The 17,632-nt window shown below is 69.0% G+C and carries 20 protein-coding genes; 9 read left to right on the top strand and 11 right to left on the bottom strand.

The window, feature by feature from the left end; all coding sequences use genetic code 11:
* Window positions 1–126: 126 nt before the first annotated feature.
* From AC1DWT_RS32530 to AC1DWT_RS32515, 4 genes are read left to right on the top strand one after another with little or no spacing between them, the layout of a single operon-like run.
* The gene (locus AC1DWT_RS32530; RefSeq protein ID WP_072938765.1) at window positions 127–1,383 is read left to right on the top strand and encodes an MFS transporter; all 1,257 of its coding nucleotides are present in this window, start codon (window positions 127–129) and stop codon (window positions 1,381–1,383) included.
* Window positions 1,384–2,367 (top strand): 2-phospho-L-lactate transferase, encoded by a 984-nt coding sequence (gene cofD / locus AC1DWT_RS32525; RefSeq protein ID WP_477923811.1) that lies wholly within the window; start codon window positions 1,384–1,386, stop codon window positions 2,365–2,367. It begins immediately after the preceding gene.
* Window positions 2,364–3,728, top strand: coding sequence for a coenzyme F420-0:L-glutamate ligase (locus tag AC1DWT_RS32520; RefSeq protein ID WP_095860858.1), 1,365 nt, complete (start codon window positions 2,364–2,366; stop codon window positions 3,726–3,728). The genes cofD and AC1DWT_RS32520 overlap by 4 nt, the downstream gene beginning before the upstream one ends.
* A 10-nt stretch (window positions 3,729–3,738) precedes the next feature.
* Window positions 3,739–4,287 (top strand): NUDIX hydrolase, encoded by a 549-nt coding sequence (locus tag AC1DWT_RS32515; RefSeq protein ID WP_072951194.1) that lies wholly within the window; start codon window positions 3,739–3,741, stop codon window positions 4,285–4,287.
* Window positions 4,288–4,301: 14 nt separating this feature from the next.
* On the opposite strand, the gene manB is transcribed toward AC1DWT_RS32515, so the two are convergent.
* From manB to rfbD, 3 genes are read right to left on the bottom strand one after another with little or no spacing between them, the layout of a single operon-like run.
* Complete coding sequence (manB, locus tag AC1DWT_RS32510) at window positions 4,302–5,381, bottom strand: mannose-1-phosphate guanylyltransferase (protein ID WP_072951197.1); 1,080 nt, start codon at window positions 5,379–5,381, stop codon at window positions 4,302–4,304.
* Window positions 5,371–6,270 carry a glycosyltransferase family 2 protein gene (locus AC1DWT_RS32505; protein WP_095860859.1) on the bottom strand — a complete coding sequence of 300 codons (900 nt, stop codon included), beginning with the start codon at window positions 6,268–6,270 and terminating at the stop codon, window positions 5,371–5,373. The genes manB and AC1DWT_RS32505 overlap by 11 nt, the downstream gene beginning before the upstream one ends.
* Window positions 6,271–6,304: 34 nt before the next feature.
* Window positions 6,305–7,153 carry a dTDP-4-dehydrorhamnose reductase gene (gene rfbD, locus AC1DWT_RS32500; protein WP_477923807.1) on the bottom strand — a complete coding sequence of 283 codons (849 nt, stop codon included), beginning with the start codon at window positions 7,151–7,153 and terminating at the stop codon, window positions 6,305–6,307.
* 68 nt (window positions 7,154–7,221) lie between these two features.
* Here rfbD and AC1DWT_RS32495 point away from each other — a divergent pair, with 68 nt between their 5' ends.
* Window positions 7,222–8,754 (top strand): LCP family protein, encoded by a 1,533-nt coding sequence (locus AC1DWT_RS32495; RefSeq protein WP_477923805.1) that lies wholly within the window; start codon window positions 7,222–7,224, stop codon window positions 8,752–8,754.
* Between the two features lie 23 nt (window positions 8,755–8,777).
* Entirely contained in the window at window positions 8,778–9,497 is a 720-nt protein-coding gene (locus AC1DWT_RS32490; RefSeq protein ID WP_095860860.1) for a TIGR03089 family protein, read from the top strand.
* On the opposite strand, the gene AC1DWT_RS32485 is transcribed toward AC1DWT_RS32490, so the two are convergent.
* Entirely contained in the window at window positions 9,482–9,862 is a 381-nt protein-coding gene (locus tag AC1DWT_RS32485) for a hypothetical protein (RefSeq protein WP_179377527.1), read from the bottom strand. The two genes, AC1DWT_RS32490 and AC1DWT_RS32485, sit on opposite strands and share 16 nt — an antisense overlap.
* A 526-nt stretch (window positions 9,863–10,388) precedes the next feature.
* On the opposite strand from AC1DWT_RS32485, the gene AC1DWT_RS32480 reads away from it, so the two are divergent.
* Window positions 10,389–10,640 (top strand): endonuclease domain-containing protein, encoded by a 252-nt coding sequence (locus AC1DWT_RS32480; RefSeq protein ID WP_244163842.1) that lies wholly within the window; start codon window positions 10,389–10,391, stop codon window positions 10,638–10,640.
* A 75-nt stretch (window positions 10,641–10,715) separates the two neighbouring features.
* Here the strand turns inward: AC1DWT_RS32480 and purE are convergent, their stop codons facing one another.
* On the bottom strand, window positions 10,716–11,243 hold the full coding sequence (purE, locus tag AC1DWT_RS32475) for a 5-(carboxyamino)imidazole ribonucleotide mutase (RefSeq protein ID WP_072951207.1): 528 nt from the start codon (window positions 11,241–11,243) through the stop codon (window positions 10,716–10,718).
* Window positions 11,227–12,486: a 5-(carboxyamino)imidazole ribonucleotide synthase gene (locus AC1DWT_RS32470; RefSeq protein WP_477923802.1), complete on the bottom strand. Its 1,260-nt coding sequence runs from the start codon at window positions 12,484–12,486 to the stop codon at window positions 11,227–11,229. Before AC1DWT_RS32470 ends, purE begins: the two co-directional genes overlap by 17 nt.
* A gap of 131 nt (window positions 12,487–12,617) precedes the next feature.
* Here AC1DWT_RS32470 and AC1DWT_RS32465 point away from each other — a divergent pair, with 131 nt between their 5' ends.
* On the top strand, window positions 12,618–13,163 hold the full coding sequence (locus AC1DWT_RS32465) for a GtrA family protein (protein WP_072951212.1): 546 nt from the start codon (window positions 12,618–12,620) through the stop codon (window positions 13,161–13,163).
* A gap of 3 nt (window positions 13,164–13,166) precedes the next feature.
* On the opposite strand, the gene AC1DWT_RS32460 is transcribed toward AC1DWT_RS32465, so the two are convergent.
* The 5 genes from AC1DWT_RS32460 to AC1DWT_RS32440 are packed head-to-tail and all read right to left on the bottom strand — an operon-like array spanning window position 13,167 to window position 17,225.
* On the bottom strand, window positions 13,167–14,501 hold the full coding sequence (locus tag AC1DWT_RS32460; protein ID WP_072951214.1) for a HAMP domain-containing sensor histidine kinase: 1,335 nt from the start codon (window positions 14,499–14,501) through the stop codon (window positions 13,167–13,169).
* An 8-nt stretch (window positions 14,502–14,509) separates the two neighbouring features.
* The gene (locus AC1DWT_RS32455) at window positions 14,510–15,190 is read right to left on the bottom strand and encodes a response regulator transcription factor (protein WP_025432276.1); all 681 of its coding nucleotides are present in this window, start codon (window positions 15,188–15,190) and stop codon (window positions 14,510–14,512) included.
* Between the two features lie 39 nt (window positions 15,191–15,229).
* Window positions 15,230–15,787, bottom strand: a complete 558-nt coding sequence (locus tag AC1DWT_RS32450) for a PH domain-containing protein (RefSeq protein ID WP_378690093.1) — start codon at window positions 15,785–15,787, stop codon at window positions 15,230–15,232.
* 15 nt (window positions 15,788–15,802) lie between these two features.
* The gene (locus AC1DWT_RS32445) at window positions 15,803–16,360 is read right to left on the bottom strand and encodes an HdeD family acid-resistance protein (protein ID WP_072951218.1); all 558 of its coding nucleotides are present in this window, start codon (window positions 16,358–16,360) and stop codon (window positions 15,803–15,805) included.
* Window positions 16,361–16,376: 16 nt separating this feature from the next.
* The gene (locus AC1DWT_RS32440; RefSeq protein WP_206015221.1) at window positions 16,377–17,225 is read right to left on the bottom strand and encodes a biotin--[acetyl-CoA-carboxylase] ligase; all 849 of its coding nucleotides are present in this window, start codon (window positions 17,223–17,225) and stop codon (window positions 16,377–16,379) included.
* A gap of 116 nt (window positions 17,226–17,341) precedes the next feature.
* Here AC1DWT_RS32440 and AC1DWT_RS32435 point away from each other — a divergent pair.
* Window positions 17,342–17,632, top strand: a 291-nt coding sequence (locus AC1DWT_RS32435; RefSeq protein ID WP_477923798.1) for a carboxyl transferase domain-containing protein, incomplete at its 3' end; no start/stop codon positions are given.

Below are 17,632 nucleotides of genomic sequence, written 5' to 3'. Positions count from 1 at the left end.
TCGCGAGCATCGATCGCGTGTCTCGCTGTGTTCTCGGTCGGCCTGAGTGGGAATGTGCTCGATGGTCGATTCTCTTCATCTCCACCAGTATTCAGAGCGGCTCCCTTACTTTCTTCGAGGAGACACATGAACAATCGGCTCAGCTTTCCTGCATATGTGGGCGTCGCCGCCCTGGCATTTCTCGCGATAGCCGCTGACGGCTACGACCTCGCCATCTTCGGTGCCGCGACGCCGAACCTACTCCACTACGCAGATTGGGGTCTGACGACCGCGCAGGTCGGAGTGATCGCCAGTGCGGCGATCCTCGGGATGGGCATCGGATCCATCGCCGCCGGAGTGCTCGCCGACCGATACGGTGTTCGGCGGTTGTTCCTGCTCTGCGTCAGCTGGTTCTCGGTCGGCATGATGCTGTGCGCCGTGGCACCCACCGCCGAACTGCTGGGTGCCGCCCGGTTCTTCGCAGGGTTCGGCCTCGGCGGGGTCGTGCCCACCGCGGTCGCGGTGACGATGAGCGTCGCACCGGCAGACCGGAAGAACTTCCTCAACGGCGTGATCCTGGCCGGCATACCCATTGGCGGCGTCCTGGCCGCTCTCACCGCCCTGGCCTTCCTCGACGTGCTGGGCTGGCGCGGCGTCTTCTTCGTCGGGGGCGCTTTTCCCCTGCTGACCGTGGTACCGATCGCCGCGGTGAAGCTCCGGCGGTGGGTACCCACGCCGAACGCTCTGCGTTCGGACGGCGCGGCCGACCGCCGCACCTTGCGTGTCGTCTTCAAGAATCTCGGACCGACCGGATGGGGAGCGCTGGCAGTGTTCACCGCGCTGACCTTCTGCGGCCAGATCCAGTGGTACGGACTGCTCACCTGGTTGCCGCAGATCATGAAGGCCAGCGGTTACTCCCTCGGATCCGCATTGGTCTTTCTGGTGATCTTCAGCCTCGGAGCCGCCACCGGTGCGTCCGGAGGTTCCTGGATTGCGGACAAGTTCGGAGAACGTCGCGCAGTTCTCGCCGCCTTCACAGTCGGCGCGGTCGCCGTCATGACCCTCGCGGTACACCTGCCGTCACCCGTTCTCTACGTCTTTCTGTTCCTCGCCGGGGCGGGGACGGGCGGAACGCAGCCGATCGTCTTCGGCTACGTGGCCACCTACTTCCCCGTCGACATCCGCACCAGCGTTCTCGGATTCGTTGCCGGAGTGGGCCGGATCGGTGGTGTCTGTGGACCGATCCTGGGCGGCCTTCTCGCGGGCCGGCCGCCGATCGTCATCTTCTCGGTCCTCTCTGGGATCGGGGTGTTCGCCGCACTGCTCTGCGCTGTCGCGCTGGCGGCGCGCAAGGCCGAGAAGGACCACACCACCGTTACGGCGAGCACTCCAGCCGAGGTCTGAGTGAACGTGACTGTATTGGTTGGCGGGGTCGGTGGGGCCCGGTTCCTGCAAGGGGTGCGGCGGCTTCTCGGTGTTGATGCGCCGGATGGTGGGGGTTCGTCGCATCGGATCACGGCGGTGGTCAATGTCGGTGACGATGTGTGGATGCACGGGTTGCGGATCTGCCCGGATCTGGACACCTGCATGTACACCCTCGGTGGGGGTATCGACCCGGTGCGGGGGTGGGGGCATGCGGGTGAAACCTGGAACGCGAAGGARGAACTCGCCGCGTACGGGGCGAAGCCGGAGTGGTTCGGGCTCGGCGACCGGGACATCGCGACGCATCTGATCCGCTCCCAGATGCTGCGGACGGGGTATCCGTTGTCGGCGGTCACCGAGGCGYTGTGCAACCGGTGGCGGCCGGGTGTGACGTTRCTGCCGGTCACCGACGATCGGAGTGAGACTCACGTGGTGATCACCGACCCGGAGGACGGGGAGCAGCGGGCGATCCACTTCCAGGAGTGGTGGGTTCGGCACCGCGCGCAGGTCCCGWCGCACAGCTTCGCGCACATCGGCGCCGAGCAGGCGTCCCCGGCGCCGGGGGTGCTGGAGGCGATCGAGGGCGCCGACATCGTGTTGCTGGCGCCGTCGAATCCGGTGGTCAGCGTCGGGGCGATCCTGGCGGTGCCGGGGATCCGGGGGGCGCTGCGCACCACCACCGCGCGGGTGGTCGGGGTGTCGCCGATCGTSGGYGGGAAACCGTTGCGCGGCATGGCCGACGAATGTTTGGACGTGATCGGGGTGGAAACCTCCGCGGAGGCGATCGGGCGCTGGTACGGGGCGCGCAGTGGSACGGGGATCCTCGACGSGTGGCTGGTCCACGACACCGACACCGCCGACGTCCCCGGGGTGGCCGTGGCCAGTGTGCCGTTGCTGATGTCCGACCCGGACGCCACCGCCGCGATGGTGCGGGCGGCGCTGGACGTGGCCGGGGTGACCCTGTGACCGCACCGACCGGTGCATCCCGGGTGGATCACGCGCCGGGCGGGGCGATCGAGATCCTGCCGGTGACCGGGTTGCCGGAGTTCCGGCCCGGCGACGACCTGGCCGCCGCGATCGTCGCGGCGGCGCCGTGGCTGCGCGGTGGTGACGTGCTGGTGGTGACGAGCAAGGTGTTCTCGAAGGTGGAGGGCCGGATCGTGCCGTCCCCGGCCGATCCGGAGGAGCGGGACGCGGCCCGCCGGCGGCTGGTGGAGCAGGAAGCGGTCCGGGTGGTCGCCCGCAGGGGCCGGACGTTGATCACCGAGAACCGGTTGGGGATCGTGCAGGCCGCGTCCGGTATCGACGGCTCGAATGTGGAGGGTACGGAACTGGCGTTGCTGCCGGAGGATCCGGACGGCAGCGCCCGCGGGCTGCGGGAGGCGATCGCCGGGGCGCTCGGTGTCACGGTGGCGGTGGTGGTCACCGACACGATGGGGCGGGCGTGGCGCAACGGCCAGATCGACGCCGCGATCGGTGCGGCCGGGGTGCCGGTGCTGCACGGGTACGCCGGGGCCCGGGACTCGCAGGGCAACGAACTCATGGTGACGGAGGTCGCGGTGGCCGACGAGATCGCCGCGGCCGGGGATCTGGTGAAGGGCAAGCTCGGTGGGGTGCCGGTCGCGGTGGTCCGGGGTCTGGGTTTGGCCGACGACGGGTCGCGGGCGCGGGATCTGATCCGGGCCGGTGAGGAGGACCTGTTCTGGCTCGGKACCGCCGAGTCGGTGGAGCGGGGGCGGGCGGAGGCGGTGCTGCTGCGCCGCTCGGTCCGGGAGTTCGCCGACGATCCGGTCGATCCGGGTGCGGTGCGGGCGGCGATCGGAGAGGCGTTGACCGCCCCGGCGCCGCATCACACCCGGCCGGTGCGGTTCGTGTGGGTCCGCACCCGCACGGTGCGCGAGGAGTTGCTGACCGCGATGCGGGAGCGGTGGCGCACCGACCTGACCGCGGACGGTATGGACGGGGCGGCGGTGGCGGCGCGGGTGGCGCGGGGGAACATCCTGTTCGACGCGCCGGAGGTGATCGTCCCGTTCTGCGTGCCCGACGGCGCGCACGCCTACCCGGATCCGCGTCGGCGGGCGGCGGAGGCGACGATGTTCACCGTCGCGGTCGGTGCGGCCGTGCAGGGGCTGCTGGTGTCGCTGGCGACCAAGGGGATCGGCAGCTGCTGGATCGGTTCGACGATCTTCGCCCCGGACACGGTGCGCGGTGTCCTCGACCTGCCCGACGACTGGCAGCCGCTCGGCGCGATCGCCGTCGGCTACCCCCTCGAACCACTCGCACCCCGCCGGCCCACCGACCCCGGCGACGCCCTCATCGAGAAATGACCCACACACCATGAGCGCCGAATCACTGCACCGCACCGCGACCGCCGCGCTCGAGGGCTGGAAGACGCTCGACGAGAACGACGAATCGTTGCGGCACACCATGCTTGCGTTCCTCGCCTCCGCGCCGCTCGGGTGCCTGCGTGAGTACGCGCCCGGACACATCACGGCCTCCTCCCTCGTCCTGGACGAGGGAGGGTGTCATGTGCTGCTCACCCTGCATCCCCGGGTCGGCCGGTGGATCCAATTGGGTGGGCACTGTGAGCCTTCCGACGACACCGTCGTCGACGCCGCACTGCGGGAGGCGTGCGAGGAATCGGGGATTCCCGACCTGCGGATCGACCCCGAACTGCTGTCGGCGCACACCCACCCGATCACGTGCTCACTCGGACAACCCACCCGGCACCTGGATCTCCGGTTCCTCGTCCGCTCGCGTGCAGGCGCCCACATCGTGCGAAGCTCCGAATCGACGGATCTGCGCTGGTGGCCGGTGGACGCACTGCCGCCGAACGCGGAGAAGTCCACGATCGACCACCTCGTGCACCTCGCCGGATTGCGCTAGGGGCGCTTCATCTCTCACACGTCCGTGCTGAACCGCACCCCGCCGTCGGGCAGCGTCACGCCCGGCCACACCCGGGCCCCGCGCAGCAGTTCGCACCGGGCGCCGATGTCTGCGCCGTCACCGATCACCGCGTCCCGCACGAGGGCCCGCGGACCGATGCGCGCGCCGAAACCGATGATGGACCGTTCGACGGTCGCTCCGGCCTCGACGACGGCGCCGTCGAACAGCACTGCGCCGTCGAGTCGTGCGCCCGCACCCACCTCGGCGCCGCGGCCGACGACGGTTCCGCCGATCAGCAGCGCGCCCGGCGCGACACCCGCCCCGGGGTGGACGAGCGATTCGCCGCGCGGCCCGTCGAGCGCAGGCGACGGAGCGATGCCGCGCACCAGGTCCGCGGACCCGCGCACGAAGTCCTCGGGAGTGCCCATGTCGCGCCAGTACGACGAGTCGACGTGCCCGTAGACGCGGGCGTCCTCGGCCAGCAGCGACGGGAACACCTCACGCTCCACCGACACCGGACGGCCCTCGGGGATCCGTTCGATGATCTCGCGCTTGAAGACGTAGCAGCCGGCGTTGATCTGGTCGGTCGGCGGGTCCTGCGTCTTCTCGAGGAACGCGGTGACCCGGCCGTCGGCGTCGGTGGGCACGCAGCCGAACGCCCGCGGATCCCCCACCCGCACGAGGTGCAGGGTGACGTCCGCGTCCCGGTTGCGGTGGGTGTCGAGGATCGCCCCCAGATCGGTGCCGCCGAGGACGTCGCCGTTGAAGACCATGGCGTGGTCGCCGCGCAGCTTCGGCAGAACGTTGCGGATGCCGCCACCGGTGCCGAGCGGTTCGGTCTCTGTGACGTAGTCGATCTCGAGACCGAGCTTGGAGCCGTCGCCGAAGTACTCCTCGAAGACCTCCGCCTTGAAGGACGTGCCGAGCACCACGTGCGTGATCCCGGCCGCCCCGATCCGCGCCAGCAGATGCTGGAGGAACGGCAGACCCGCCGTCGGCAGCATGGGCTTGGGCGCCGACAGGGTCAGCGGGCGAAGCCTCGTTCCCTGACCGCCGACCAGCACCACTGCATCGGTCGTCTTCTCAATTGCCATGAGTCGTTCCCCCCTCGTTCTGGTTTCTGCGTCGTTCCCGGACTGCGGCAGCCACGGCGATCTTCGACCGCACTGCCAATCCTCCCCGAAGTGCCCACCGCAGCGGCGCCTGCCACCAGTGGGGATGACGATCGGCCTGGAACCGGTACGCGCTCTGGTGGTGAGCGGGCAGCATCAGTTCCGGATGCTTGCCCGCGGCGTGCCCCTTCGCGTGGGTGACCTCGGCGGAGGGCACGTACACGTTGAGCCACCCGGCCTTGCCCAGGCGGTCGCCGAGGTCGACGTCCTCCATGTACATGAAGTAGCGGGAATCGAAGCCGTTGATCGAGTCGAAGGCGACGCGACGCATCAGCAGGCACGAACCGGACAACCAGCCGACGGACCGCTCGCTGACCGTCTCGTTCTCCTGGCGGTAGCCGGCAGTCCACGGGTTGGACGGCCATACCGTGCCCAGCACCGCGTGCCCGGCTCCCGACACGAGGTCGGGCACCTGGCGCGCCGACGGGTAGATGCTTCCGTCGGGTTCCAGAACGAGGGGTCCGAGCGCCCCCGCACGCGGCCAGCGCTCGGCGGCCGCGAGGAGAACGTCGATCGATCCGGGCGCCCAGCGAACATCCGGATTGGCGATGACGACGAACTCGATGTCCTCGTCGATCTCCGCCACAGCCCTGTTGATGGCACCGCCGTAGCCGATGTTCCCGCCGGTGTGCAGCAGGCGCACGTGCTCGTGCGCCGCGTCCGCGGCCTCGGGGGCGCCGTCCGTCGATCCGTTGTCGGCCATCACGACCTGCGGATCTTCTTTCGTTGCCTCGGCGAGAGTGCCCAGGAATTGCTCCAGATGCTCACCTGGCGAATAGGTCACCGTCACCACGGCCAGCTTCGAACTCACGCGGGCAAGCGTAGCCGTTGAAAGGGGGTCCCCCTCACACCGCGGCATGCAGAGCGGCGCGCAACCCGTCCCGCCACGGCCGCAACGGGGTCAGCCCGGCGTCGGCCCACGCGCGCCCGGACAGCACCGAGAACGCCGGTCGCGGGGCGGGGCGCACGAACTGCGCGCTCGTGCACGGCCGCACACGCTGCGGGTCCGCGCCTGCTTCCTCGAACACGGCGCGCGCGAGGGCGAACCAACTTGCCCGGCCCGAGTTGGTGGCGTGGAGTACCGGCGCGTCGACGTCGCTGCGACCGGCCAGTTCGAGCAGCGCATCGGCCAGGTCGCCGGCGAATGTGGGCGAGCCCACCTGATCGTCCACGACGTCGACCGTGTCACGTTCACGCTCGAGGCGGCGCATGGTGGAGACGAAGTCGGAACCCACCCCGCTGTACACCCAGGCGGTGCGCACGACGTGCGCGGACGGAAGGGCAGCGTGGACGGCACGCTCGCCGGCGAGTTTGGTGCGTCCGTACACCGTCGCGGGACCGGTCGGGGCGTCCACCTCGTACGGCGTGTCGCCGTCCCCGGCGAACACGTAGTCAGTGGAGACGTGGATCAGCCGGGCACCCACCCGGGCGCACGCCGCCGCCAGGTTCGCAGGACCGTCCTCGTTCACCGCCCGCGCAGTGTCCTCGTCCGACTCCGCGGCGTCCACCGCGGTGTACGCGGCGCAGTTGATCACCACCGAACCGGCTTCGATCTGCGCAAGCACCGCGTCGCGGTCGGTGATGTCGAGCTCGTCCGAGCCCAGTCCCCGGGCCGGAATCCCGGAGGCCTCGGCTCGTCGGAGAAGGTGCCCACCCAGCTGTCCCCGGGCGCCGGTCACAAGGATGTTCGTCACGGCGCCCAGTCTGGCACGCCGATCCACGCCTCCCTGCTCCAGCCGCGTCGACCAGTAGCCTGGTTTCCGTGTCACACGAGCAACCCGCACCAGACGCACCCCCGAGCACCGCTCGGCGGCCGATTCACATCGCTGTCGCGGTGCTGTCGGTGCTCGCACTCGTCGTCACGGGATTCGCGTGGCGGAGCATCGACTCGCTGCGCAACAATCTGGCAACCGCGGGCGGTCTCGGACTCGGCGGAAGCGCCGACGGCGCCGTCGACATCCTCATGGTCGGCACCGACAGCCGCACCGACGCCCACGGCAACCCGCTGTCCCAGGAGGAACTCGACTCGCTGCGGGCCGGCGAGGAGGTGGCGTCCAACACCGACACCATCGTCCTCATCCGCGTGCCGAACGACGGCAGTTCCGCCACCGCCATCTCGATCCCCCGCGACTCGTACGTCGACGTGCCGGGGATCGGCATGTCGAAGATCAACGCCGCCTACGGCGCCACCAAGGAAACCGAGCGGCTGAAACTCGTCGAGGACGGAGCCACCGACAAGGAGGCCGAGGAGGAGTCGACGAAGGCAGGCCGCGAGGCGCTCATCCACTCGGTGGCAGACCTCACCGGCATCACCGTCGACCACTACGCCGAGGTCGGGCTGCTCGGATTCGTCCTCCTCACCAACGCGGTCGGCGGTGTCGACGTCTGCCTCAACGAACCGGTGGACGAGGACATGTCCGGCGCCCACTTCCCCGCCGGGGAGCAGACGCTGAAGGGCGCGGACGCACTGAGCTTCGTCCGCCAGCGCCACGACCTCCCCCGCGGCGACCTCGACCGCATCGTGCGCCAGCAGGTGTTCATGGCCTCGCTCGTCGGCAAGGTGCTGTCCGCGAAGACTCTCAGCGACCCGGGCAAGCTGAACGAACTCAGCGGCGCGGTGCAGCGCTCGGTCGTGCTCGACGACGACTGGGACATCATCGAATTCGCCACCCAGCTGCAGGACCTCGCCGGCGGCAAGGTGCAGTTCGAGACCATTCCGGTCGCAGATCTCAACGGCATGACCGACTACGGCGAGTCCATCGTCGAGGTCAAGCCGAAGGACGTGAAGAAGTACGTGGCCGGTCTCGTCGGCGAGGAGCCCACCGACTCGGAGGACACCACCACCAAGTCCGAGACACCCGACATCGACGCGTCGACCGTCACCGTCGACGTCGCGAACGCGAGCGACGTCGGTGGCCTCGCGAACGGTGTGGCCGACGCCCTGACATCACTCGGCTACGGACAGGGTGAGATCGGCAACTACACGGGCAAAGCGGTGAGCAAGACCACCGTCTTCGCGCATTCCGCGGACGACGACAGCGCCAAGGCGGTCGCGGCCGCGCTCGGCGGGCTCCCCACCGATACCGATTCGACCCTGCCGAAAGGCTCGGTCCGGGTGGTGCTGGCCGGTGACTACCAGGGGCCGACGTCCGCGGAGACCATCAGCACCACCTCGTCGTCCGAGTCCTCGGAGACGAGCCTCGAACCCGTCTCCACGGCAGGAACGACACCCACCCCTGCACCGCCCGGCCCGCCCATCGATGCCGGCTCGTCGGGCCCGCGTTGTGTGAACTAGAAAACGAGAGACGGACTGTGTCCATGAACCATGCGTCCCGCACGCTGACCGACGCCCTGCTCGACCCCATCCTGAAGAACGACCCGGCCGGACCGCGCGTCACGTTCTACGACGACGCGACGGGCGAACGGGTCGAACTCTCGGCCCTCACCCTCGCCAACTGGGCGGCCAAGACCGCCAACCTGCTGCGCGACGAATTCGCCGTCGAACCCGGCGCCCGCGTCGCAGTGCTCCTGCCTGCGCACTGGCAGACCGCCGCGGTCCTCCTCGGCGCCTGGTGGGCCGGCGCCGACGTCGTCCTCGAACCCGATGCGGACGCCGAGATCGCACTCGTCTCCGCTGAGCACCTGGGCGACGTCGAGGACGTTCCGGAGGTCGCGGCGCTGTCGCTGGACGCGTTCGGCCGCCCCGTTCCCGACCTTCCCGTCGGCATCACCGACTACGCCACCTCGGTGCGCGTTCACGGCGACCAGTTCCGGCCGACGGTCGCCGGACCCGCACTGGCGGGCAAGAGCGTCGACGACGTTCTCGCCGCAGCCCTGGCGTCCGCCGAGTCGCACGGGATCACCGGCACCGACCGGGTGCTGTCCGTCGAGGCGTGGGACTCCCCCGACGCCCTGATCGACGGTCTGGTGGCGGTGTTCGCGGCCGGCGCGTCACTGGTGCAGGTCGCCAACGCCGACACCGCGGCTCAGGCGCGGCGCGTGGACACCGAGAAGATCACCCGTCAGCTGTCCCGGTAGCCGCCGTCCGCGAGGCCCGCGGCGATCTCGAACCTGTTCGAGGCGCCGCGGCGCCTCGACTCCTCGAACAGGTACCGCAGCGCGAAGGCCCACCCGTACGTCGCCCACTGGTCGGCGTGGACCGCTTCGTGTCGCAGGAGCGATCTCGCCGGTTCCCGGCCGGTGAGAAACGCACCGCCTATCGTCGTCCCGCCCCGCGCGTACCCACCGCGCATGCCGCTGCACACGAAGAGGCCGAACTCGGCGTCGAACGTGATGCGCGCACCCCACAGCCGGGCATACGCCAACGCCAGCCGAGTGATCGCCGCCGACTGAGGATTCCCCCGCGAAGCCCGGATCATCGGCACCCCGCGGCTACGTTTCATGTGCGCAGGATAAGCGCTCGCGGCAGCGTTCATCCACAACCTCGTGCCCATCCACAGGCGAACCCGAAGTCCCAGTTCGCGCGCCGGAGAGGTGACATGCGCCACCCCATGCTGTCGATCATGAGTGCACACATACGAACCCTGAAAGAACTGACCGACGCGGGAATCCCGCGTAGCACCATCGCCTCCCGGTGTCGGAGCGGCCGCTGGCTACGGCTCTACCGCCGCGACCTCGCACCGCGTTCGGTGTCGACGGCCACTCTGCTTCCGACGGTGTCCCCCGCCCAGGCGCTCTTCGACTGCGCCGTCGTCATGCCCGAGCGAGATGTCGCATCACTCGTCGACGCCGAGCTGAATCGAAGCGTCGATCCCGACGAGTTCCGTGACCTCTGCCTCACCCACCGCGGTCGGCATGGGACGCCCGCGGCGCAGCGACTCCTGACACGCTTCCCTCCGCGCGGCGTCGGAACCCGAGCGCGTACTCGGCCGCGAGCTCAGCCTTCGCGGATTCGCACCCGCACCCAACCTGCCGATCGGTCCGTACGTGGGTGATTTCGTGGACGAACGTGCGCGGATCGTCGTCGAGGTCGACGGCCGCGAATTCCACAGTGAGCCCGACGTGTTCAGAGGCGACCGTCGGCGTCAGAATTGGCTCGTCCGGGAGGGGTGGATGGTGCTCCGCTTCGCGGCCTACGACGTGCTGGCCCATCCCGATGCGATCGCCGACGAGATCATCGCCGCCGTGCGTAGACGGCGTCGCAGTCGGCGCCGGAAGTGAACTCAGCCGCCACTCGTTGCCCGACGAGGGCTGTTTCGGCCCTGAAAGAGCGAACAGTGGCGGCTGAGTACGACGTCAGCCCAGCAGCTTGTCGCGGAGGGCCTGATCCTTGCCCAGGACCATCTTCTCGAGCCCGTCCTGGAATGCGACCATCTGCTGCTGCAGGGCGGGGTCGGCGGCACCGAGGATGCGGACGGCGAGCAGGCCGGCGTTGCGTGCGCCGCCGATGGACACCGTCGCGACGGGGACGCCTGCCGGCATCTGCACGATCGAGAGCAGCGAGTCCATGCCGTCGAGGTACTTCAGCGGGACGGGCACACCGATGACGGGCAGCGGGGTGGCCGACGCGACCATGCCGGGCAGGTGGGCGGCGCCACCGGCGCCGGCGATGATCACCTGGATGCCGCGGCCGGCGGCGTCCTTCGCGTAGTCGAGCATGCGCTGCGGTGTGCGGTGTGCGGAGACGACACCGACCTCGAAGCGCACCCCGAATTCGGCGAGCGCCTCGGCGGCGGCCTCCATCGTGGGCCAGTCGGAGTCGCTGCCCATGATGAGCCCGACCTGTGCGCCCTGCCGTGCTGCCGTGTCACTCACCGTGTTCATCCCATCCGTCGGTCCATTCAGCGTGCGAGAGCCAGTGCGCGGCGCGTTCGGCGCGCTCGCGGACCCGTGCCACGTACTCGGGGTCGTCGATCGAGCCGGGTCCGCCGACGATGTTCACGTGCCCGATCTTCCGGTCCTCACGTTCACCCTTGCCGTACAGGTGGATCTTCGCGTCGGGCATCCGGGCGAAGAGGTGGTGGACGCGTTCGTCCATGCTCATCTCGGGCGCGGTCGGCGCGCCGAGCACGTTCGCCATCACCGTGATCGGTGCGAGGGGTGCGGTGTCGCCGAGCGGGTAGTCGAGGACGGCGCGCAGGTGCTGCTCGAACTGTGAGGTGCGGGCGCCGTCCATGGTCCAGTGGCCGGAGTTGTGCGGGCGCATCGCGAGTTCGTTGACGACGAGCGTGCCGTCGGTGGTCTCGAACAGTTCGACGGCCATGGCGCCGACGACACCGAGTTCGGACGCGATACGGAGCGCCAGTTCCTCGGCGGCCTCGGCGACCGCGTCGGGCAGCGCGGGGGCGGGGGCGAGGACCACGGCGCACTGTCCGTGGCGTTGCACGGTCTCCACGACCGGCCACGTGGCGCCCTGGCCGAACGGTGACCGCGCCACCATCGCGGACAGTTCACGCCGCATCTCGACCTTCTCCTCGACCAGGAGGGAGACACCCTTGTCGAGTTGCTGGGTGACGATGCGCTCGGCCTCGTCGGAATCGCCGGTGATCCACACGCCGCGACCGTCGTATCCGCCGCGGACGGCTTTGATGACGACGGGCCAGCCGTGTTCGGCGCCGAACTTCACGACGTCCTCGGCCCAGGTCACCTCGGCGAACGCCGGGACCGGGGCGCCGAGTTCGCCGAGCTTGCGGCGCATCGCGAGTTTGTCCTGCGCGTAGATCAGCGCCGTCGGCGGCGGCAGCACGTTGACACCCTCGGCGACCAGGACGTCGAGGTGCTCGGTGGGCACGTGCTCGTGGTCGAAGGTCAGCGCGTGCGACCCGACCGCGGCCCTGCGAAGCGCGTCGAGGTCGGTGTGGCTCCCGAGGACGACGTCGGGGCTCACCTGCGCTGCGGGTTCGTCGGCGGTGTCGGAGAGCACCCGCAGTGTCTGGCCGAGCGCGATTGCAGCCTGGTGGGTCATCCGCGCGAGTTGGCCGCCACCGATCATCGTCACGACGGGTTGCCCGGCGGTCAGATCGCGGGGTGTCGTGGGACGCGGTGTGGAGTCAGAGTTGCCGGTCACGGGTCACTAGTTTGTCACGTCCTGTGCCGGGTTCCGCCGCCGAGGTGGCCGGTCGGCAGTTTCTGTGATTCTCCTGATGATCTCGCCGCCAATTGGTGGTATCCGGTCCGACTTTCGTAAACTCATCCGTTGTGTCATTTGTCGACGGCGTCCTTGCACGCGTTCCCCAGCCTTTCCGGGCTCTCGCGTTGCGCCATCACGAACTGATCAAGTTCGCGATTGTGGGCGGCACCACCATGATCTTCGACCTCGCGATCTTCTATTCGCTGAGCCTCACGATCCTCGAAGAGAAGCCGGTAGTCGCCAAGGTTCTGTCCGGAATTCTCGCGACGGTCCTGAGTTACATTCTCAACCGCGAATGGTCGTTCAAGAACCGCGGCGGACGGGAACGTCACCACGAGGCCCTGCTGTTCTTCACGATCAGCGGAATCGGCGTCCTCCTCGCCGCCGCGCCCCTGTGGATCGCCAACAACGTGTTCGATATCCGCGAGACGCAGGACAACCTGACCACGCTGGTGATCGTCGACTTCGTGCTCAACTACATCATCGGAAACCTGTTGCAGATGGTGTTCCGCTTCTGGGCCCTCCGCCGGTTCGCCTTCCCCGACGAGAACGTGCATCTCATCGATCCGGACCTCCTCGACGAGACCGCCGAGGAAGAAATCGGCCAACCCTGAGCTTCAGCGCGGTTCCCGGGTCCCGGTGACCCGCGTCGGCACGTGTTCCCGGGCGATGGGAACGAAGATCGCGAACAGGGCCGGCCGGCGCCGCTGAAGTTCCAGCCGGCCGCCGTCCGCTTCGATGAGCGCACGGGCCAGCGCCAGGCCCACACCGGTCGAACCGGCCCCCGAGAAACCGCGGTCGAAGATGTGCGGCGCGAGGTCGTTGCTGACGCCGACACCCTCGTCCGACACCTCCACACACACCATCGCCTCGCGCGGCGACAGTTCCTTGCCCGGCGCCCTCTGATTCTGTCCCTGGATCAGCCGCACCGAGACGGTGCACGTCCCCGACCCGTGCATGAGCGCGTTGTCGACGAGGACCGCCACGGCCTCACGGAGCCGGGAACCGGTGGTCGACGCCATCACGTTCGTGTCTCCGCGCAGCAGCAACTCGCGGTCGGCGTCCTCGAACGGCCGTTTCCAGTCCGCGATGACCACACTGAGTTCCCGGATGACCGACACCTGGGTCTCCGTGCCGCTGCTGCGGGAGGAACGGACCAGTTCGTCGATCGCGACGGTCAGGCGGTCCACCTGCGCCATGGCCTCGTCGGCCTCGACGACGACGGCCGGATCCGGGTGCACGGACAGCTCGTCGAGCCGGAGGCGGACGGCCGTGAGTCGGCTGCGGAGCTGGTGGGAGACGTCGGCGACGAGTGCGTGTTCGCGCTGCAACCGTCCCGCGATCTCGACGGTCGCCGAGTCGAGAACGTCGGAGACGCGGTCGAGTTCGGGGATGCCGTGTCGTCGCACGTCCGGCCGGAAGTCGCCCTCCGCGAGCCGGGCCGCCCGGTTCGCGACGTCCCGTAGCGGATCGGCGAGCCGCTTCGCCGTGACGTAGGCCACGACGGTGCCTGCGGCGATGGACACGAGTACCAGCAGCGCGACGGCACCGACGGCCTGGCGTTGCTGGGTGCGCATCTCGTCGGACGGCACCTCGAGGCGGAGCGAACCGGACGTGCCCATCGCGAGAGACTCCACCAGGGGCGACGGCACGGACGATTCGCCGATGTCGACGCGCGCGGCGCCGTCGTCGGTGGTCGGGTACACCACGACGAGTCGGCCCCCGGCGGGCGTCAGCAGTCGCAGAGAGTTCGTGTCGAGGTCGCCCTCGACGACGCCGTTGATGCCCTCCTGGGTGATGATCTCCGTCGCCATCCGATCCAGCCGGACCTGCAGGTCGCTCCGATTGAAGTCCTCGACCCACAACCAGGCCGTGTAGATCAGCGGCACACCGAGCAGCAGGGCCGTCAGGATCACGACTGCGAGGATCGACTGGAGAATTCTGCGGCGCACTGGCCCGCCTAGTCGGTGTTGATGCGGAAACCGACGCCGCGGACCGTCGCGATGCGACGTTCGGCGGCGGGGCCCTCGTCACCGATCTTCCGGCGAAGCCACGACATGTGCATGTCGAGGGTCTTCGAGCCGCGCAGTTCCACGTCGCCCCACACTTCCGCGAGGATCGTGTCGCGCGACACCACCTGTCCCGCGTGTTCGAGCAGCACCCGCAGAAGCTCGTACTCCTTGTTGGCGAGGGCGATCTCGGTTCCGTTCACGAGCACCCGGCGGGCCGCCGGCTCGAGCCGGATGCCCCCGACTTCGACGACCGAATCCTCGCCGCCGCCGCGACGGCGCAGCAGCGCACGCACCCGGGCCATCAACTCCGCCAACCGGAACGGCTTCCCTACGTAGTCGTCGGCTCCGGCGTCGAGTCCGACGACGAAGTCGACCTCGTCGGTGCGCGCGGTGAGCATGAGCACCGCCAGTTCCGAACTGTGGGCACGCACTTGCCTGCACACCTCGAGCCCGTCCATCCCCGGGAGTCCGAGGTCCAGGATCAGCAGGTCGTAGGCCCCGTCGAGCGCCTGTTCCAGCGCTGCCGGGCCGGTCTGCTCGATGGTGACGTCGTACCCTTCCCGGCCCAGTGCCCGCGACAGCGGGGCGGCGATGGCTTCGTCATCTTCGGCAAGCAATACAGCAGTCACCTCCACAGCGTACGGAGGTGCGGAGACGGCCGTGACCGGTTACCAGCCTTTGCCGGTGTCGGCGTCACCGCGCGGGTCTTCCCGCTCCTGTTCGCGGTGGAGATCCATCGCGTCGAACACCTGGTGGTAGAGCAGCGAGTGGACGCGCTGAACGTCGGGGATGTCGTCGAATTCCAGCGGGTCGTCGGAGGACGACACGATGACCAGCGTTCCGGTGCGGAGCATCCGGTCGAGGAGGCCGTGCCGGAACTGCACGTTGCTGATGCGCCCCATCGGAATGTCGATCCCCGTGTGCGTCATCACACCCTGGCGGATGAGGACGCGTCGGTCGGTGACGATGAAGTGGGTGAACTTCCAGCTGAGAAACGGCGCGACGCAGCGCCATACGACGAGTCCCAGCCACAGCACGAGGACGACGACGAGCACGACGGTCAGTGCGGAGCCGTCCAGCTTGTTCTCGGCGAAGCCCGACGCGAATCCCGCGACCGCCGTCGCCAGCAGAAAGGTGACGGCGGGGAGCAGCAACATCTTCCAGTGCGGATGGCGGTGAAGCAGTAGTTCCTCGTCCTCGGCGAGCGCGTCCTCCGGATATCCCATGCGACGAGTGTGCCTCTACCGCATGCGGCTGAGCACGATCGGGGTGATCACGATGATGATGCCGTACAGCACCATCCACACTCCGACCACGATCACGAACACCTCGAGCGACAGTTCGGGCTGCAGGAGCACGAAGGCCCCGGCGACCACGCTGATCACTCCGAGCACGATGGTCAGACCGCGATTCGCGACCGACCCGGAGGCACCCTCGACGATTTCGAGGACACCGCGGAACACCCACCACGCACCGACGACGAGCGCGATGATGACGACGGTCTGGAGCGGGCTCCTCAGCACGAGGAACGCGAGAAGTATTGCCAGGGCGCCGGATACGCCCACGAGGGTGCGCGCGCCTCCACTGGCCTCGACGTCGGCGAACGCCCGGATGATCTGGACGATCCCGAATCCGAAGAACTGGATGGCGATCAGGACGGCCAGCACCGTGAGTGTCACGTGCGGCCACACGAGCACGGCGATGCCCAGGCCCAGGGTGAGCAGACCGAGCACCACCGTGAGGCCGGTCAACGTGCGCCGGGCTGCGGTGACGGAGGACTCCGGAATTGAGGTACTCATGTACCACAGTGTGGCACTACTCGGTGCGCACCGGGCGTAAATGTGTGATGTCACCTGCGGCGACGGCGACCGTGCCGGGCTGTCCGTCGGGGGCGATCACGACCCGGCCCTCCGCGTCGACGTCCGTTGCGATGCCGATCAGTTCACGCCCACCGGGCAGTTCGGCGCGCACCCGTTGGCCGAGCGTGCCGCAGCGCTCACGGTAGGCCGCGGCGAGTTCCGTGACGTCCCAGTTCGAGTCGTGCCACTGCCGCCAGCGATCGGCGATGGCGCGCAGCACCGCCCGCACCAGGGTGTCGCGGTCACTGACCTCGGCGCCCTCGAGGACGAGCGACGTGGCGTGCTCGACGGGCAGTTCGTCTCTCGTGAGGCTCACGTTGAGTCCGATCCCCACGACGACCGCGGGATCCGGTGCCGTGGCGGACACCTCGGCGAGGATCCCGGCGACCTTGCGTCCGTCGATCAGCACATCGTTGGGCCACTTCAGTTCCGCGGGCACCTTGGCGGTGGCGCGCAGAGCGTCCACGACGGCGACGCCGGTCAGCAGCGGCAGCCACCCCATGTCCTGGAGGCTCATCCCCGGCATCGTCAGCAACGCCGAGACGGCGATCTGCGCCTGCGGCGGGCTCACCCAGGCGCGGGAGTGGCGGCCCCGGCCGCTGCCCTGGAATTCGGCGAGCAGCACGTGCCGGTCGCAGTCCGACGACGCGGCGCGCGCGAGAAGGTCCGCATTGGTGGACCCGGTCTCCTGCACCACGTCGAGCCGAGACCAGAACTTGCGGGTGTCGCTGTCGTCGTCACCGCGGACGAGTGCCGCCCGCAGATTGTCGGCGTTGAGAGGGGGTCGGTTCAGGTCGGTCCACATCACCACAGCCTAGGACCAGCAGGAAAAGGTACTGGTCAGTAGCCGGGTCCGGGCAACCCGCCGCCTGACCACCTCCCTTGGCAGAAGCGCGCCGGCGCTCGTTAAGCTGACCTGTCATGACCACTGTTCAGGAGCCGAGCGCGGCGGAGTCGGCGAGTACGCCCGATATTCACACGACGGCGGGAAAGCTCGCCGACCTGCGTAATCGTCAGGCCGAGGCGCAGCACCCGAGCGGTGAAGCCGCGGTCGACAAGGTCCACGCCAAGGGCAAGCTCACCGCCCGCGAACGCATCACCGCCCTGCTCGACGAGGGCTCCTTCGTCGAACTCGACGCCCTCGCCCGCCACCGCTCGGTGAACTTCGGCCTCGCCGACAACCGCCCCGTCGGCGACGGCGTCGTCACCGGC

It is taken from the genome of Rhodococcus sp. P4_B6, assembly GCF_056402215.1.
The sequence above is the reverse complement of the archived record's forward strand: the minus strand, read 5'-3'. Positions and strand labels throughout refer to the sequence as shown.

Coding starts and splice junctions, on each gene's coding strand:
- AC1DWT_RS32530 (WP_072938765.1), top strand. CDS start 127: ATGAACAATCGGCTCAGCTTTCCTGCATATGTGGGCGTCGCCGCCCTG.
- AC1DWT_RS32515 (WP_072951194.1), top strand. CDS start 3,739: ATGAGCGCCGAATCACTGCACCGCACCGCGACCGCCGCGCTCGAGGGC.
- manB (WP_072951197.1), bottom strand. CDS start 5,381: ATGGCAATTGAGAAGACGACCGATGCAGTGGTGCTGGTCGGCGGTCAG.
- AC1DWT_RS32490 (WP_095860860.1), top strand. CDS start 8,778: ATGAACCATGCGTCCCGCACGCTGACCGACGCCCTGCTCGACCCCATC.
- AC1DWT_RS32485 (WP_179377527.1), bottom strand. CDS start 9,862: ATGAAACGTAGCCGCGGGGTGCCGATGATCCGGGCTTCGCGGGGGAAT.
- purE (WP_072951207.1), bottom strand. CDS start 11,243: ATGAACACGGTGAGTGACACGGCAGCACGGCAGGGCGCACAGGTCGGG.
- AC1DWT_RS32450 (WP_378690093.1), bottom strand. CDS start 15,787: ATGGGATATCCGGAGGACGCGCTCGCCGAGGACGAGGAACTACTGCTT.
- AC1DWT_RS32445 (WP_072951218.1), bottom strand. CDS start 16,360: ATGAGTACCTCAATTCCGGAGTCCTCCGTCACCGCAGCCCGGCGCACG.
- AC1DWT_RS32440 (WP_206015221.1), bottom strand. CDS start 17,225: ATGTGGACCGACCTGAACCGACCCCCTCTCAACGCCGACAATCTGCGG.